The sequence below is a fragment of the Streptomyces sp. LUP30 genome (assembly GCF_001746365.1).
GTDB lineage: Bacteria > Actinomycetota > Actinomycetes > Streptomycetales > Streptomycetaceae > Streptomyces.
Map to the genome: position 1 here is coordinate 89,493 of NZ_MJAJ01000027.1, position 15,991 is coordinate 105,483.

General features: G+C 71.9%; 12 protein-coding genes and 1 pseudogene. 5 read left to right on the forward strand and 8 right to left on the reverse strand.

Annotated features, from left to right (window positions below):
- Nucleotides 1-54 precede the first annotated feature (54 nt).
- On the reverse strand, nucleotides 55-456 hold the full coding sequence (locus tag BG482_RS22650; RefSeq protein ID WP_069770918.1) for a DUF4307 domain-containing protein: 402 nt from the start codon (nucleotides 454-456) through the stop codon (nucleotides 55-57).
- A 125-nt stretch (nucleotides 457-581) separates the two neighbouring features.
- Here BG482_RS22650 and mca point away from each other — a divergent pair, with 125 nt between their 5' ends.
- Together mca and BG482_RS22660 are read left to right on the forward strand one after the other, a co-directional pair.
- Nucleotides 582-1,442 carry a mycothiol conjugate amidase Mca gene (mca, locus tag BG482_RS22655; protein ID WP_069770919.1) on the forward strand — a complete coding sequence of 287 codons (861 nt, stop codon included), beginning with the start codon at nucleotides 582-584 and terminating at the stop codon, nucleotides 1,440-1,442.
- Complete coding sequence (locus BG482_RS22660; RefSeq protein ID WP_079142037.1) at nucleotides 1,435-1,734, forward strand: hypothetical protein; 300 nt, start codon at nucleotides 1,435-1,437, stop codon at nucleotides 1,732-1,734. The genes mca and BG482_RS22660 overlap by 8 nt, the downstream gene beginning before the upstream one ends.
- A gap of 231 nt (nucleotides 1,735-1,965) precedes the next feature.
- Here BG482_RS22660 and BG482_RS22665 read toward each other — a convergent pair whose 3' ends face one another.
- A complete protein-coding gene (locus tag BG482_RS22665) occupies nucleotides 1,966-5,202 on the reverse strand; it encodes a tetratricopeptide repeat protein (protein WP_069770921.1) in 3,237 nt (1,078 codons plus the stop codon).
- A gap of 237 nt (nucleotides 5,203-5,439) precedes the next feature.
- On the opposite strand from BG482_RS22665, the gene BG482_RS22670 reads away from it, so the two are divergent.
- A complete protein-coding gene (locus tag BG482_RS22670; RefSeq protein ID WP_069770922.1) occupies nucleotides 5,440-7,473 on the forward strand; it encodes a thioredoxin domain-containing protein in 2,034 nt (677 codons plus the stop codon).
- Here the strand turns inward: BG482_RS22670 and BG482_RS22675 are convergent.
- The 4 genes from BG482_RS22675 to BG482_RS22690 form a co-directional block, all read right to left on the reverse strand.
- On the reverse strand, nucleotides 7,463-8,215 hold the full coding sequence (locus BG482_RS22675; RefSeq protein WP_069770923.1) for a Mut7-C RNAse domain-containing protein: 753 nt from the start codon (nucleotides 8,213-8,215) through the stop codon (nucleotides 7,463-7,465). The genes BG482_RS22670 and BG482_RS22675 overlap by 11 nt on opposite strands.
- Nucleotides 8,216-8,248: 33 nt before the next feature.
- A complete protein-coding gene (locus BG482_RS22680) occupies nucleotides 8,249-8,887 on the reverse strand; it encodes a TetR/AcrR family transcriptional regulator (RefSeq protein WP_069770924.1) in 639 nt (212 codons plus the stop codon).
- Nucleotides 8,884-10,455: an MFS transporter gene (locus BG482_RS22685; RefSeq protein ID WP_069770925.1), complete on the reverse strand. Its 1,572-nt coding sequence runs from the start codon at nucleotides 10,453-10,455 to the stop codon at nucleotides 8,884-8,886. The genes BG482_RS22680 and BG482_RS22685 overlap by 4 nt, the downstream gene beginning before the upstream one ends.
- Nucleotides 10,456-10,594: 139 nt before the next feature.
- Nucleotides 10,595-11,308 (reverse strand): hemolysin III family protein, encoded by a 714-nt coding sequence (locus tag BG482_RS22690; RefSeq protein WP_069770926.1) that lies wholly within the window; start codon nucleotides 11,306-11,308, stop codon nucleotides 10,595-10,597.
- A gap of 316 nt (nucleotides 11,309-11,624) precedes the next feature.
- Here BG482_RS22690 and BG482_RS22695 point away from each other — a divergent pair, with 316 nt between their 5' ends.
- On the forward strand, nucleotides 11,625-13,448 hold the full coding sequence (locus tag BG482_RS22695) for a phosphoenolpyruvate carboxykinase (GTP) (RefSeq protein ID WP_069770927.1): 1,824 nt from the start codon (nucleotides 11,625-11,627) through the stop codon (nucleotides 13,446-13,448).
- A 439-nt stretch (nucleotides 13,449-13,887) separates the two neighbouring features.
- On the opposite strand, the gene BG482_RS22700 is transcribed toward BG482_RS22695, so the two are convergent.
- A complete protein-coding gene (locus BG482_RS22700; protein WP_069770928.1) occupies nucleotides 13,888-14,325 on the reverse strand; it encodes a hypothetical protein in 438 nt (145 codons plus the stop codon).
- Nucleotides 14,326-14,415: 90 nt separating this feature from the next.
- Complete coding sequence (locus BG482_RS22705; protein ID WP_069770929.1) at nucleotides 14,416-15,627, reverse strand: pyridoxal phosphate-dependent aminotransferase; 1,212 nt, start codon at nucleotides 15,625-15,627, stop codon at nucleotides 14,416-14,418.
- 137 nt (nucleotides 15,628-15,764) lie between these two features.
- On the opposite strand from BG482_RS22705, the pseudogene BG482_RS22710 reads away from it, so the two are divergent.
- Nucleotides 15,765-15,991 (forward strand): annotated as a pseudogene (locus tag BG482_RS22710) (hypothetical protein); the annotation flags it as partial.

Here is a 15,991-nt window from a genome sequence, read left to right on the forward strand (position 1 = left end):
CTGGTCAGCGTGGACGTATTGCGGGGGAGACCGGAACGTGTGAACGGCCCGGAGTCAGTCCGCGTGGCAGCCGAGCAGCTCCGCCGTCGTGCCCTTCGCCGTCGTGCGCAGCGTGACCACCTTGTCGATGCGCGAGTCCGCGCCGGAGAAGCGGAAGTCCGCCCGGCCCACCTCGGCGCCCTCGGCGGACTGTGAGCGCACCGTGCAGTAGCCGCTCGTGCCGGAGTCCTTGCGGACCTCGAGGTGGACCTCCACGGCGTCGTCCGAGGTCGCCTTGAACGCGATCACCTCGGCGCTGATCTTGTTCTGGCCGACGTAGTGATAGGCGAAGTAGCCCATCAAGGCCAGGAGCAGTGCGCCCAGGACGGCGCCGGCGATCTTGAGCTTGTGGTCGGCGCGCTCGTCCGAGGAACGGCCGTAGCGGCCCTCGGGCAGTCGCGTGCTCGCCGTGCTCATGATCGTCCTCTCGGCGCGGAATTTTTCGTCCCCCGATTCGGTCACTATAGAAGCCTGCGATCGCGCCGGGTCACTCCGGGCGCCGACTTACCGAGGATTGAGTCTTGACTGACCAGCTGCGACTGATGGCCGTCCACGCCCACCCCGACGACGAGTCGAGCAAGGGCGCGGCCACCATGGCGAAGTACGTGTCCGAGGGGGTGGACGTGCTGGTCGTGACCTGCACGGGCGGGGAGCGCGGCTCCATCCTCAATCCCAAGCTGCAGGGCGACAAGTACATCGAGGAGCACATCCACGAGGTACGCAAGAAGGAGATGGACGAGGCCAGGGAGATCCTCGGCGTCAAGCAGGAATGGCTCGGCTTCGTCGACTCCGGGCTGCCCGAGGGCGACCCGCTGCCGCCGCTGCCCGAGGGCTGCTTCGCCCTGGAGGACGTCGACCGGGCGGCCGGCGAACTGGTGAAGCAGATCCGCTCCTTCCGTCCCCAGGTGATCACCACCTACGACGAGAACGGCGGCTACCCGCACCCCGACCACATCATGACCCACAAGATCTCGATGGTGGCCTTCGAGGGCGCGGACGACACCGAGAAGTACCCCGAGGCAGAGTTCGGGCCCGCGTACCGGCCGCTGAAGCTGTACTACAACCAGGGCTTCAACCGTCCCCGCACCGAGGCGCTGCACCACGCGCTGATCGAGCGCGGCATGGAGTCGCCCTACGGCGAGTGGCTCAAGCGCTGGGCGGAGTTCGGGCAGCGCGAGCGCACGCTCACCACGCACATCCCGTGCGCCGACTACTTCGAGATCCGCGACAAGGCGTTGATCGCCCACGCCACGCAGATCGACCCGGACGGCGGCTGGTTCCGCGTGCCGATGGACGTCCAGCGGGAGGTCTGGCCGACCGAGGAGTACGAGCTCGCGAAGTCCCGCGTCGATACCTCCCTCCCCGAGGACGACCTCTTTGCGGGCATCCGCGACAATGCCTGACATGAGCGCAAGCGTGAGCCTGGCAATGACGCATCTCGTCCCCCTCGCCAAGGAGGTCGACGAGAACAAGGTCACCCCCGGCGTCCTCGGCTTCATCGTCTTCGCGGCGATGGCGGTGGCGGTGTGGGGCCTGATGAGGTCCATGAGCAAGCACATGGGCAAGGTCGACTTCAAGGATCCGGCGGACCAGGAGAGCGTCCCGGACGGCACGACGGCGAACTCCTCCGCGACCGCGGCGCCGGGCCCCGAGGCCGGGGGCAGGACGACGGGCAAGCCTTCGTCGGCGACCTGAGGCCCTGACGGCGGCAACACCGGCGGCCGGGCGCGGCGAGCGAAGAGCAGCCCGTGAGCAAGGGCGCGGGCAGTCCGTCCACGCCTGCTCACGCCCGGCCTGCGGCCGGGGCGCGCCGACCGGGAGCGCGGCCTCATGCCCGGCCGCCCCGGCCGGGGGTCGCCCCTGACCCGAGTGGCCGCTCACCCGAGTCCGTCCGACTCGGGGCAGGCCCCCACCCCGGGCCCGCGCTCAGCCGGGGTGGGTCTCGGGTGCGGCTGCGGGGTCCGCAGCGGCGTTCACCGCCACGCCCATCACCTCGCGGGCGGGTCTGCCCGGGACGAGGCCCAGGCGCCAGGCCTGCCAGCCCGACTCCAGGCGCACGCCTCGTTCCAGCAGCAGGCCATAGGCCTCCAGGCACTCGGTCAGCCCGGTGTCACGCAGCGGGTGGTCCGCCCGGACCAGCTGAGCCAGCTCCTCCTGGGCCACCGCCGTGCCGACCTCGACGCCGCCCGGCGCCGCGTACGGCAGCAGGGTGCAGCGCAGGAAGCGCGCCCAGTCCTCGCCGCGCCGGTCGCCGTAGGACGCGAACAGCGCCGCCGCCTCCTCACACAGGGCCAGCGCGGCCTGCGCGCGCGCGTTGCCCGCGTCGACGATCGCGAGCTCCAGGCAGGTCCAGGCCTCGCCGTGGGCGACGCCGATGCGCTGGAAGTCGGCGCGGGCGTCGACCAGGAGCTGCCGGGCGAACCCGGAGTTGCGCAGGGAGCCGGTCTGGGCCGCGCGCTGGTCGCGGGTGACCCGGGCCGAGTGATGGCGGGCGCAGGCCAGACCGTAGACGTCCCGCATCCGGGAGAACAGGGAGCGGGAACGTTCCAGCTCGCGGACGGCGTGGTCCAGATCGCCCGTCTCCTCCAGGGCCAGGCCCAGGTAGTACACCGTCCAGGCTTCGCCGCGCGCGTCCTCGTTGTCCCGGTGCCGGGCCGCCGCCCGGCGCAGGTCCTCCGCCGCCGGGCCGGGATCCCCGGCGATCAGCCGGGCCCGGGCCAGCTGGGTGTGGGCCCAGGCCTCGCCCCGGGCGTCACGGGTGCGGCCGTACAGGTCGAGGGCCCGTCGCAGGTCGGTCTGCGCCCGCCCGACGTCGCCGCGACGCAGGTGCAGCTGACCCAGCTGGAAGTGGGCCCAGGCCTCGCCGTGCACGGAGCCGCCCGCACGGTGCAGGACCAGCGAGCGCGTGAGGAGATCCAGGGCCTCGGCCAGATGCGCCCGGTCGCGCTCCACCGCCGCCAGCGCGTGCATCGTCCAGGCACGGTCCGTGGCCAGCTCCGGTCCGGCCTGCAGATCCATCGCCTCCCGCAGCTTCGCCGCGGCCTCCGTGAGCTGCCCCTGATGGTGCAGGGTGATGCCCAGCGAGCACAGCGCGCGCGCCGCGCCCGCGTCGTGGTGGGCCTGGAGGTACAGGTCGACGACCGAGCTGAGGGTCGTGCGGGCCTTGTCCAGCTCGCCCAGCTGACGCGCCGCGATGCCGGTGCGCCACTGCACCGACCGCACCAGCAGGTCCTGGCCGACGGACTGGGCCAGTTCGCTGATCTCGCCGAGCCGGTAGAGGTCGCCGCGCAGCAGGCAGTAGTCGCACAGCGCGCCCAGCAGACTCATCACGGCGTTCTGGTCGACGCCCTCGGCGTGCCGCAGCGTCGCCGTGATGAAGCTCGACTCGTCGTCCAGCCAGCGCAGGGCCTCGTCCAGGGAGGTGAAGCCGTGCGGGGTGAACCGGTCCGAGCGGGTCGACATGTTCCCGTCGACCAGCCGCAGCACCGAGTCGGCGAGTTCGGCGTAGCTGACGATCAGACGTTCCTGGGCCGCCGCGCGCTCGCTCTGCGGCTCCTCGTCCTGGAGGCGGGCCTGCGCGAAGGCGCGGACCAGGTCGTGCAGGCGGTAGCGGTCGCCGCGGACGTGGTCGACGAGCCCGGCGTCGGCGAGGGCCGTGAGGTGGCGGGCCGCCTCCGCGCGGTCGGTGGCGAGCAGCGCGGCCGCCGCCGCCGCGCCGAGGGAGGCCCGCCCGGCCAGCGCCAGCCGGCGCAGGAGCGTGCGGGCCGGGTCCGGCTGGTCGGTGTAGCGCAGCCACAGCGCACGCTCGACGGGCTGCACCGGACCGTATGCGCCGAGGTCCGCCGCCAGCGCCCGCGGCGAACGCGGGCCCAGCGAGGAGCCCGCGACGCGCAGCGCCAGTGGCAGCCCACCGCACAACCGGGTGATCAGGTCGGCGGACTCGGCGTCGTAGGGACCGGAGACGTCCTGCGCCGCCGCGGCCAGCAGCTCCTCCGCGCCCGCCGCCTCCAGGGGCCGCACGGCGAGCTCGTGCACCCAGGGCGACAGCTCGGCGGGCAGCGCGAGGGGGGAGCGGGCGGTGACCAGGACGAGGCTCTCGGAACGTTCCGGGACGAGCGCGCGGACCTGCTCGGGGTCGGAGGCGTCGTCCAGGATCACCGTGACCGGGAGCCCGGTCAGATGCTGGTGATACAGCTCGCCGAGCCGCTTGACCTGCTGCTCCGCGGAGGAGCGCTCACGGAAGAGGAGCTGCTCGCGGGGCGCGCCGAGGCGGTTCAGCAGATGCAGCAGGGCGTCCCGGGTGGGCAGCGGCGTCTCCTGGGCGCTGTCGCCGCGCAGGTCCACCACGCACGCGCCGCGGAACTGGTCGCGCAGGTCGTGTGCGGCCCGCACCGCGAGCGTGGTGCGGCCGCTGCCGGGATCGCCGTGCAGCACGACCACGGTGGGCCGGGTCTCGGTACCGGCGCGTGACGCCTGCACCCACTGCCGGATCTGCGCCAGCTCCGTCCGGCGTCCGGCGAACGGGCCCGCGGGCTCCGGAAGTTGGGCGAACGACTGCTGCAGCAGGTTGCGTCCGCGGGCCGCCGCGCTCTTGTCCGTGCCGCGCAGTCGCGGTCCGGGGAGCTTCTTCGAGCCGGTCGTCGCACGCAGCACCCGCTGCTGGTCGAGGAAGGGGCGGATACCGCGCACCTCCAGCGCCGTGAGCCACTGCAGCCGCAGCTGTTCGGCGCCGCCGGGCTGTCCCGCCTCGCCGGCCCGGTGATGCGCGGCCGGCAGATGCGACCCGGCCACCTTGACGACGGTCGCGGCGGCCCCGACGACCCCGACGGTCACCCCGGCGCCCAGAGCCGTGCCCGGTCCGGTGCCCAGCGCGAGGTCCGCGACCGCGGCCGTCACGGCGGCGACGCCTGCCACCAGCAGGGGGGTTCGGCCGCCCTCGCGCGCGTAGCGCTGCCCGAAACTGACGCGCCGGGCCTCCGTCTCGTCCAGGGCCCGCGCATACGCCTCGTACTCCTCGGCGGCCGTCTGCGCCATGACGTCCAGCGCGCCGCGCGCCCGCGTCATCAGCGCCTGCCGGTCGGCGCGCCCGCCGGAGCGACGCACCTCCTCCTCCACTGCCCGCGCCAACAACCGCTCTGCGTCCGCCCTATGACCGTCCCGCATGTACCGTCCCCCTCCGGCGGTCACCGCTTTCCTTGGTCAAGTGTGCTGCGGTCGGCCGCGCGGCGCGAGGGGGCGCAGACCCCCTGATCGCCGGACCGCCGGGCCGCCGCACCGCCGACGGCCGGAGCGCGGGCCCTTTCTCCGACGGCCGGAAGGCGGTCACCGTCGCGGGGGTGACGTCCCCGGCGGGACATGCCTGCCGCCTCCCGGGGCGGGTACTGCGGCAGGATGGACTCCATGGCGAACCGACTGGCCCATGAAACGTCCCCGTACCTGCTCCAGCACGCCGACAACCCGGTCGACTGGTGGCCCTGGTCGGCGGAGGCGTTCGAGGAGGCGCGCAGGCGGGGCGTCCCGGTGCTGCTCAGCGTCGGGTACGCGAGCTGTCACTGGTGCCATGTGATGGCGCACGAGTCCTTCGAGGACCAGGAGACCGCAGACCGTCTCAACGAGCACTTCGTCAGCGTCAAGGTCGACCGGGAGGAGCGGCCCGACGTCGACGCCGTCTACATGGAGGCCGTCCAGGCGGCCACCGGACAGGGCGGCTGGCCCATGACCGTGTTCCTGACGCCCGACGCCGAGCCCTTCTACTTCGGCACGTACTTCCCGCCCGAGCCCCGCCACGGGATGCCCTCCTTCAAGCAGGTCCTGGAAGGGGTCCGGCAGGCCTGGACGGACCGGCCGGACGAGGTCGCCGAGGTCGCCGGGAAGATCGTCCGGGATCTGGCGGGGCGGGAGATCTCCTACGGAGACAGCCAGGCTCCGGGCGAGCAGGAGCTGTCGCAGGCGCTGCTCGGGCTCACCCGGGAGTACGACCCGCAGCGCGGCGGGTTCGGCGGGGCGCCGAAGTTCCCGCCGTCCATGGTGATCGAGTTCCTGCTGAGGCACCACGCGCGCACCGGGGCCGAGGGCGCTCTGCAGATGGCCCGGGACACGTGTGAACGCATGGCCCGCGGCGGGATCTACGACCAGCTCGGCGGCGGGTTCGCCCGGTACTCCGTGGACCGTGACTGGATCGTGCCGCACTTCGAGAAGATGCTCTACGACAACGCGCTGCTGTGCCGGGTCTACGCGCACCTCTGGCGCGCGACGGGCTCGGAGCTCGCGCGGCGGGTCGCCCTGGAGACGGCCGACTTCATGGTGCGGGAACTGCGCACCGAGCAGGGCGGGTTCGCCTCCGCGCTCGACGCCGACAGCGACGACGGCGCCGGCCGGCATGTCGAGGGCGCGTACTACGCGTGGACGCCCGGGCAGTTGAAGGACGTGCTGGGCGAGGAGGACGCCGAGCTCGCCGCCCGCCACTTCGGGGTGACCGAGGAGGGCACCTTCGAGCACGGCTCCTCGGTTCTTCAACTCCCGCAACAGGACGGACTGTTCGACGCCGCGAGGATCGAGTCGATCAGGAGCCGGCTGCTTCGGGCCCGGGACGGACGCCCCGCTCCCGGCCGGGACGACAAGGTCGTCGCCGCGTGGAACGGGCTGGCGATCGCCGCACTCGCCGAGACGGGCGCGTACTTCGACCGGCCCGATCTCGTCGACGCGGCCCTCGCCGCCGCCGATCTCCTCGTCCGGCTGCACCTCGACGACCAGGCCCGCATCGCCCGCACCAGCAAGGACGGGCAGGTCGGGGCCAACGCGGGCGTCCTGGAGGACTACGCCGACGTCGCCGAGGGTTTTCTCGCGCTGGCCTCGGTCACCGGGGAGGGCGTCTGGCTGGAGTTCGCCGGGTTCCTGCTCGACCACGTCCTGACCCGGTTCGTGGACGCCGGGTCCGGCTCCCTCTACGACACGGCCGCGGACGCCGAGCAGCTCATCCGGCGTCCGCAGGATCCGACCGACAACGCCGTGCCCTCCGGGTGGACGGCCGCCGCCGGAGCGTTGCTCGGGTATGCGGCGCACACCGGCTCGGAGCCCCATCGCGCCGCCGCCGAACGGGCGTTGGGCGTGGTGAAGGCGCTCGGTCCGCGCGTCCCCCGGTTCATCGGCTGGGGGCTGGCCGCGGCCGAGGCGCTGCTCGACGGCCCGCGTGAGGTCGCGGTCGTCGGCACGGGTCCGGACGACGGGGCCGCGAAGGAGCTGCACCGTACGGCGCTTCTGGGCACCGCGCCCGGAGCCGTCGTCGCGTTCGGCTCCGCGGGCAGCGACGAGTTCCCGCTGCTCGCCGGCCGGCCGCTGGTCGACGGCGAGCCGGCCGCCTACGTCTGCCGCGGCTTCACCTGCGACGCCCCGACCACCGACCCGACGCGACTGCGCGACGCGCTCAGCGGCTGACGGGCCCCGGCTCCGGCCGGCTCGCGAACTCCGCAAGGGCGCGTTCCACGATGGCGACCAGCTGCTCGTGGTGCGCGCCCTTCCAGTAGGCGCGGCCGCAGGACCGGCACTGGGCGAAGACGTCGTAGGACTGCTGGGTGCCTCGGCGCAGCTGGTCGGCGACCTCGTCCTTGGTGGCCTGCCGCAGCAGGCCGTTGCAGGCGGTGCACCTGGTCCAGGGGAGCAGTTCGGGCGCGAACCGGTCGAGGACGTCGCGGAGTTGTTCCTCGGGGGCGGTGCTGTAGACGTAGGCGCCGGCCCACAGCTCACGGCGGCGCAGCAGACCCCGGTCGCGGCTGAGCATGACCCGTTGTTCGGCTGCGGAGAGGGCGGCGAGGGCCGGGTCTCCGATGTCGGTCGACTCGTAGGCCGCGTCCACACCGAGCAGGCGCAGCCGACGGGCGAGGGTGCCGAGGTGGACGTCGAGGAGGAAGCGCAGCGGGGCGCCCGGCACCCGCTGGGGGCGGGCGACCGGGCGCACGCTCACCGACTCGCCGTCGGCGGGGATGTGCGAGACGGGCCTCTCCTGCCCGTCGACGTGCAGAGCGCCGACCTCGGTGAGGGGCACCCCGAGCGACTCGACGACGTGGCCGAGGGTCKAGACGCCGTCGACGGCGAGGTCGGTGGCGCCGGCGCGCCGGGCGTGCGGGACGAACAGGGCCAGCTCGGGCGCGACTTCGACGCGGATCCGGTGTGCGTTCACCTGGTCAGGATGGCACGGGGGAGCCGTCGGGGCTCAGCTCTTTTCCCGGCCCAGGCCGTGTTCCAGGACGTCCAGGGCGCGGTCGAGGAGGGCGGCGAAGTCGCCCTGGTGGCCGTTCTCCGCCCAGTACAGGGAGGTCTCCATCAGGCCTCCGATCAGCGACATCGCGTGGACGCGGACTTCCAGGCCGTCCGGATCGCGGCCGGTGCGCTCGGCGATCGCGACGCAGAGCAGCCGGCCGGTGACCGACATGCTCTCCATCATGCGCGAGCGCACGGCCGGGACGTCCACGAGCAGGCGGGTGCGCAGCCGGGCCACCTCGGCGTCGTCCTCGACGCCGATGCGGGCGGCGGCCAGCATCACGTGGCGGATGGAGTCCGTCCAGGCCTCGTCCTTCGGGCGGGCCCGCAGTTCCTCCAGGAAGACGGGGTCGTACTCGTCCGTGAGGACGATGTCCTCCTTGGTCGGGAAGTAGCGGAAGACGGTCGACGGCGACACCTCGGCGCGTTCGGCGATCTGGTCGATCGTCGTGGCGTCGTAGCCCTGTTCCTCGACCAGCGCGTAGGTCGCGGCGCGGATCGCCTCGCGGGTCTTGATCTTCTTGCGCTCGCGCAGACCCGGTCGGGGGCGGTCGGCGGGAGGGCTGATGCGTGCGGCCGTCATGTAACTCATTGTCGGGCATCGGCCTTCGCGGCCGCCCTGCCGGGACCGGCGTCCTCGGATCCGGCGGCCCGGGCGGGCCCGCTGCCGGGCAGGAACGCGGCCGCCAGCAGCGCGGAGACGAGGGCGGCTATCCCGCACACCAGCATGACGACGTCCATGCCGTGGACGTAGGCGTCGTTCGCGGAGGCGGCGAGTCCGGCCGCGTGGGCCTTCTCGGCGATCACATGGGCGGCGACCACCGAGCCTCCGGCGGTGTCGGCGACGCCGGCGGGCAGGCCGCTGACGTCGAGCCGGTCGCGGAAGACGCCCGCGAGCAGGCTGCCGAGCAGCGCGATGCCGACGGCGCCGCCCACCTGGCGCAGGGTCATCAGCAGGCCGGAGCCGCTGCCGGCGCGGTCGGCGGGCAGGGTCTCCAGGGCGCCGGCCATCGCGGGCACGACGGCGAAGCCGAAGCCGATCCCGGCGACGGTCAGCCACAGCGCGGTGAAGCCGTAACCGGAGTCGACGGTCGTGCGGCTGCCCAGCAGTGCGGCGAAGGCGAGCACCACCAGGCCCGCGCTGACGGCGGCCCGCGCCCCGAAGCGGGCCACCACGGGCTGAGCGGCCCGCGCGGCGAGCATCAGGCCGACCATCATGGGCGCCAGTCGCAGGCCGGTGCCGAGGGCGTCGTGGCCGAGGACGGACTGGAGGTAGGGGGGCAGCACGAAGAGCAGCCCGGACAGGACGAACATCACCAGGGTCGCGGCGAGCGTGTTGAACAGGAAGCCGCGGTGGGCGAGCAGCGTCATGTCGAGCATGGGCCGTGCCACCCGCCGCTCGCGCAGTACCAGCGCGGCGATCAGGGCGGCGGCCACCGCGAACACGGCCAGTACCGGCGGGTCGCCCCAGCCGCGGGTGGGCGCCTCGATGATCGCGTAGACGAGGGCGCCGAGCCCGGCGGCGGTGAGCGCGGCGGAGACGGCGTCCACCCGCGGGGAGGCGGGGTCCTGGGTCTCGGGCAGCAGGAACACGCAGGCGGCGATGCCCAGCGCGGCCATCGGCAGGTTGATCAGGAAGACCGAGCCCCACCAGAAGTGGTTGAGCAGCCAGCCTCCGACGATCGGTCCGAGCGGCAGGCCCAGCGTCGAGCCGGCGGAGACGATGCCGACGGCCTTGGTCCGCTCCTCGGGCGCGAACAGCGACGGCAGCACGGACAGGGCGAGCGGGGTGACCAGGGCGCCTCCCACGCCCATCGCCGCGCGGGCGGCGATCACCGCGTGGACGTCCCGGGCCAGCGCGCCGGCCAGGGAGCCGACGAGGAAGATCCCGAGCCCGACGATCAGCATCCGGCGTCGGCCGAACCGGTCGCCGAGGAGGCCGGCGGGAAGCATCAGCGCCGCGAAGACGACGACGTAGGCGTCGGCCATCCACTGCTGCTGCCCCGTGGTGGCGCCGAGCTCCTCGGCCATGGTCGGGAGGGCGACGTTGAGGATCGTGGTGTCGAAGCCGAGCGCGAGCATGCTCGCGACCAGGGCCCCGAGGGCCCACCAGCGGCGCGGGTCGCGTTGCGTCCCGGACGGTACAGTGACAGTAGCCATGAAATGAGAGTAGCTCTCAAAATATAGTCCATGTCAATTGGTGGGTACTTTCGGCATACGGAAAACGGCCACGGCTGGAGCCGTGGCCGAGAGGAGTCGCCGGAAGGGCGGGGGCGGATCGGAGGAGCGTGCGGGGGCCTCAGCCGTGCCGGTACGCCACCAGGGAGATGCCGACGTAGTGCGCGACGAACGCGGCGAGCGTGAGGGAGTGGAACACCTCGTGGAAGCCGAACCAGCGCGGGGAGGGGTTGGGGCGCTTGATGGCGTAGATCACGCCGCCCGCGCTGTACAGGAGTCCGCCGATGACCACCAGGATCAGCACCGCGACACCGCCGGTGCGCATGAAGTCCGGCAGGAAGAAGACCGCCGCCCAGCCCATCGCGATGTAGCACGGGGTGTAGAGCCAGCGCGGGGCGCCGACCCAGAAGACGCGGAAGGCGATCCCGGCGAGCGCCGCCGCCCAGATGCCCCACAGCAGCCAGCGCCCGGTGGAGCTCGGCAGGAGCAGCAGGGCGAGCGGGGTGTAGGTGCCCGCGATGATCAGGAAGATGTTCGCGTGGTCGAGCCTGCGCAGGATGCGGTCCATGCGCGGACTCCAGTCGCCCCGGTGGTACAGGGCGCTGACGCCGAACAACAGGCAGGCGGTGAGGGCGTAGATGCCGCAGGCGATGCGGCCGCGGGTCGAGTCGGCGAGGGCGGTGAGCACGAGACCCGCGATGAGGGCGGCCGGAAACATTCCGAGGTGCAGCCAGCCGCGGAGCTTGGGTTTGACCGGATGCGGCAGGGAGAGCGCCACAGGGCCGCGGCCGGCGGCCGGCGTGTCCGTGGGCGCGTCGGGAACGGGCGCTGTCATGCACTCAATCGTACCTACGCGCCCGTAAGTCACGGCTCATCGCGGTCGTGCGAGTGCCGGGAGTGGTGGGCGTCTCAGGGGAGTTCGGTCAACGGACGATCGGCTGAACGTCAAGTGGACGCAAAGTGGCGGCTCTACACGTGGCCATCCTCACTCCGCTCACCTGTGAGGCCCTCTGGACATATGGGCGGTACCATCGGATGATCAAATGAGTGCGGTCGACACCGGATGAGCGCCCAAGGTCAACATTGAGAAGCATCCGGGTCGCAGCCCCCACGGGGCCTCCAACAAAAAATCCCTCTTTTTAGGAGCAATCGTGGCGCGCGACATCGCGGCTCCCCCCGTCATCCCCACCGACCACCAGGAACTCGTCTCCTGGGTGAACGAGATCGCCGAACTGACCCAGCCGGACAACGTGGTCTGGTGTGACGGATCCGAGGCCGAGTACGAGCGCCTGTGCGGGGAGCTCGTCGAGAAGGGCACCTTCAAGCGGCTCGACCCGATCAAGCGCCCCAACTCCTACTACGCCGCCTCCGATCCCACCGACGTCGCGCGCGTCGAGGACCGCACCTTCATCTGCTCCGAGAAGGAGGAGGACGCGGGCCCGACCAACCACTGGAAGGCCCCCGCCGAGATGCGGGAGATCTTCGCCGGTGACAAGGGCCTGTTCCGCGGCTCGATGCGCGGCCGCACCATGTACGTCGTGCCCTTCTGCATGGGCCCGCTCGGCTCGGACCTCTCCGCCATCGGCGTCGAGATCACCGACTCCGCCTACGTCGCCGTGTCCATGCGCACCATGACCCGCATGGGACAGCCGGTGCTGGACGAACTCGGCTCCGACGGGTTCTTCGTGCGTGCCGTGCACACGCTCGGCGCACCGCTGGCCGAGGGTGAGGCCGACGTCCCGTGGCCGTGCAACTCCACCAAGTACATCTCGCACTTCCCCGAGAGCCGCGAGATCTGGTCCTACGGCTCGGGCTACGGCGGCAACGCGCTGCTCGGCAAGAAGTGCTACGCCCTGCGGATCGCCTCCGTCATGGCCCGCGACGAGGGCTGGCTCGCCGAGCACATGCTGATCCTCAAACTCACCCCGCCCACCGGCGAGTCCAAGTACGTGGCCGCGGCCTTCCCGAGCGCCTGCGGCAAGACCAACCTCGCCATGCTGGAGCCGACGATCTCCGGCTGGACCGTCGAGACCATCGGCGACGACATCGCCTGGATGCGCTTCGGCGAGGACGGCCGGCTGTACGCCATCAACCCCGAGGCGGGCTTCTTCGGCGTCGCGCCCGGCACCGGTGAGCACACCAACGCCAACGCGATGAAGACGCTGTGGGGCAACTCGGTCTTCACCAACGTCGCTCTCACCGACGACAACGACGTCTGGTGGGAGGGGATGACGGAGGAGACTCCCGCCCACCTCACGGACTGGAAGGGCAACGACTGGACCCCCGAGTCCGGCGTCCCGGCCGCACACCCCAACGCCCGCTTCACCACTCCCGCCGCCCAGTGCCCGATCATCGCGCCGGAGTGGGAGAACCCGAAGGGCGTGCCGATCTCCGCCATCCTCTTCGGCGGCCGGCGTGCGAGCGCGGTCCCGCTGGTGACGGAGTCCTTCGACTGGAACCACGGCGTCTTCCTCGGCGCCAACGTGGCCAGCGAGAAGACCGCCGCCGCCGAGGGCAAGGTCGGCGAGCTGCGCCGCGATCCCTTCGCCATGCTGCCGTTCTGCGGCTACAACATGGGTGACTACATGGGTCACTGGGTCGACGTCGCCAAGGGCAAGGACCAGGCGAAGCTGCCCAAGATCTACTACGTCAACTGGTTCCGCAAGAACGACGAGGGCAAGTTCGTCTGGCCCGGCTTCGGCGAGAACAGCCGCGTCCTGAAGTGGATCGTGGAGCGTCTGGACGGCCGCGCCGAGGGCGTCGAGACCCCGATCGGCGTCCTGCCGACGAAGGAGGCCCTGGACACCAAGGGTCTCGAACTCGCCGACGAGGACCTCGACTTCCTCCTCACCGTCGACAAGGAGATCTGGCGCGAGGAGGCCGCCCTGGTCCCCGAGCACCTCAACACCTTCGGCGACCACACCCCGAAGGAACTGTGGGACGAGTACCGCGCGCTGGTGGAGCGCCTGGGCTGACACCCGCCCCGAAGACTCCGCGGCCGGCATGGATGAGCCCTGACCAGTGATCGTCACGGCCGGCCGCGGTGCGAACCGGCGAGCCGCGTACAACGGCGTACGCGGCCATGGGCCTGTCGTCGTCTCCCCGTCCGCCCCGACGGGAGGACGGCGACAGGCCTTCGCCCGTCCCCACCGGTTTTCCTGTCCTCCAGGTAGCGGGTGTGCGTCTCCCGCCGCCGCGCCTCGATCTCCCGGAGCCCGGCCGTCAGCCGCTCGGCCTGCCGTTTCTCGCAGGAGCGGCCCGGGCGGGCGAGGGGAATCCGGGCGTTCGACCGGGCCGTTGCGGATACGGCGAATGGTGCCCTCGTGCGGCGGCGGAGAAAAAAATGGCGCCCGGTCCGCGCGTCGCTGCGGGTGCACGCGGACCGGGGCCGTCGAGGGGCCCCTGAGGAGGGGGTCAGCCGGTGGCGCTCAGTTCCGCGGTTTTGCCCAGCGCGGCGGCGTGCGCGTCCATGCGCTGGGCCGCCAGGATCGCCGCCGAGGTGTCGGCGCGGGAGGCGGCGACCAGGAGCGCGCGACCGGCGAGGGCGTGCGCCCGCTCGTGCGCGGCCGTGAGGCGCGGCTTCGCGAGGTCGGCGGCGAGGGGTGAGCGGACCGGCGTCCGGCCTCCCCGCAGCCGGGACACCTGCTGCGCGAGCCGGGCGGCCGCGGTGTCCAGGTCGGTGGAGGGCGAGACCGTTCGCAGCTCGTCGGTGACGGCGAGCAGTGCCGCGAGATGACCGGCGAGCTGGATGTCCAGCTCCTCCTCGCGGGAACGGTGGGGGAAGTCCGCGGGCGTGTCGGCCATCGTGTGGACAGACCCACGGGAAGACGGGGTGCGGATCGGCTCGTACATGAGGATGGCCTCCTGTGCTGTCAGGAAACCATCCTAGCTTAGATTCCGTCTAAAGTTGCGTCGCTCATAAAGTTTCTGCCGGAACGGGGTTTAAGGCTGGCTGTAGCCGTCCAGGAAGCGGGCGATCCGGCCGACCGCGTCCCGCAGGTCCGTCGCCGAGGGGAGGGTGACGACCCGGAAGTGGTCGGGCTCCGGCCAGTTGAAGCCGGTGCCCTGGACGACCATGATCTTCTCCCGGCGCAGCAGGTCCAGGACCATCCGCCGGTCGTCCTTGATCTTGAAGACGGACGGGTCCAGACGCGGGAAGAGGTACAGCGCCCCCTTCGGCCGCACGCACGTCACCCCCGGGATCTGCGTCAGCAGCTCGTACGCCGTGTCCAGCTGCTCCTTGAGCCGTCCGCCCGGCAGCACCAGGTCGTCGATCGTCTGGCGCCCGCTGAGCGCGGCCACCACCCCGTGCTGGCCCGGCATGTTCGCGCACAGGCGCATGTTCGCCAGGATGGTCAGACCCTCGATGTAGGAGTCGGCGTGTGCGCGCGGGCCGGAGATCGCCATCCAGCCGACCCGGTAGCCGGCCACCCGGTACGCCTTCGACATGCCGTTGAAGGTGAGGGTGAGCAGGTCCGGCGCGACCTTGGCGGTGGGGGTGTGGGTGGCGCCGTCGTAGAGGATCTTGTCGTAGATCTCGTCCGAGCAGACCAGCAGGTTGTGACGGCGGGCGATGTCGGTCAGCCCCCGCACCATCGCCTCGTCGTACACCGCGCCCGTCGGGTTGTTCGGGTTGATGATGACGATCGCCTTGGTGCGGTCGGTGACCTTGCGTTCGACGTCCGCGAGGTCGGGCATCCAGTCGGACTGCTCGTCGCACCGGTAGTGCACGGCGGTGCCGCCGGAGAGCGACACGGCGGCGGTCCACAGCGGGTAGTCGGGAGCCGGGACCAGGACCTCGTCGCCGTCGTCCAGCAGGCCCTGCATCGCCATGACGATCAGCTCGGAGACGCCGTTGCCGATGAAGACGTGCTCGACGTCCGTCTCGATGCCGAGCGTCTGGTTGTGCATCACGACGGCCCTGCGTGCGGCCAGCAGGCCCTTGGCGTCGCCGTAGCCGTGCGCCGAGGAGACGTTGCGGAGGATGTCCTCCAGGATCTCCGGCGGGCAGTCGAAGCCGAAGGCGGCCGGGTTGCCGGTGTTCAGCTTGAGGATGCGGTGGCCGGCCGCTTCCAGGCGCATCGCCTCCTCGAGAACTGGCCCCCGGATCTCGTAACAGACGTTGGCGAGCTTGGTCGACTGGATCACCTGCATGTCTGGGAGCTTACGGCCCGGTAACGCTCCGTGGGGCGTGTTTTCCGCCACGCGAGACGGGTGATTTGGTGCGTTATCGCCGACGGAGTCGTCGACGGTTGTCCCAGGTGTCACGCCTGTCCCTACAATCCCGGGTCATGTCCAGGTCAGGTGAAGAAGACGTGCCCCGGGTGGGGCCGAACGTGTACCACCCGTACACCGTTGCCGACCCGGCCCCGTACGAGCGGTACGCCGACCCGGCGGCGGCCCACGGGTGGGAGAACGCGTACGACGAGACGCAGCGGCTTCCCCGGGTTCCGCCGCCCGAGGCGGTGGGCGGGCGCGCGGACCGGCGCCGCGCCGCGCGCCCGTCGGCCGGGCGGCG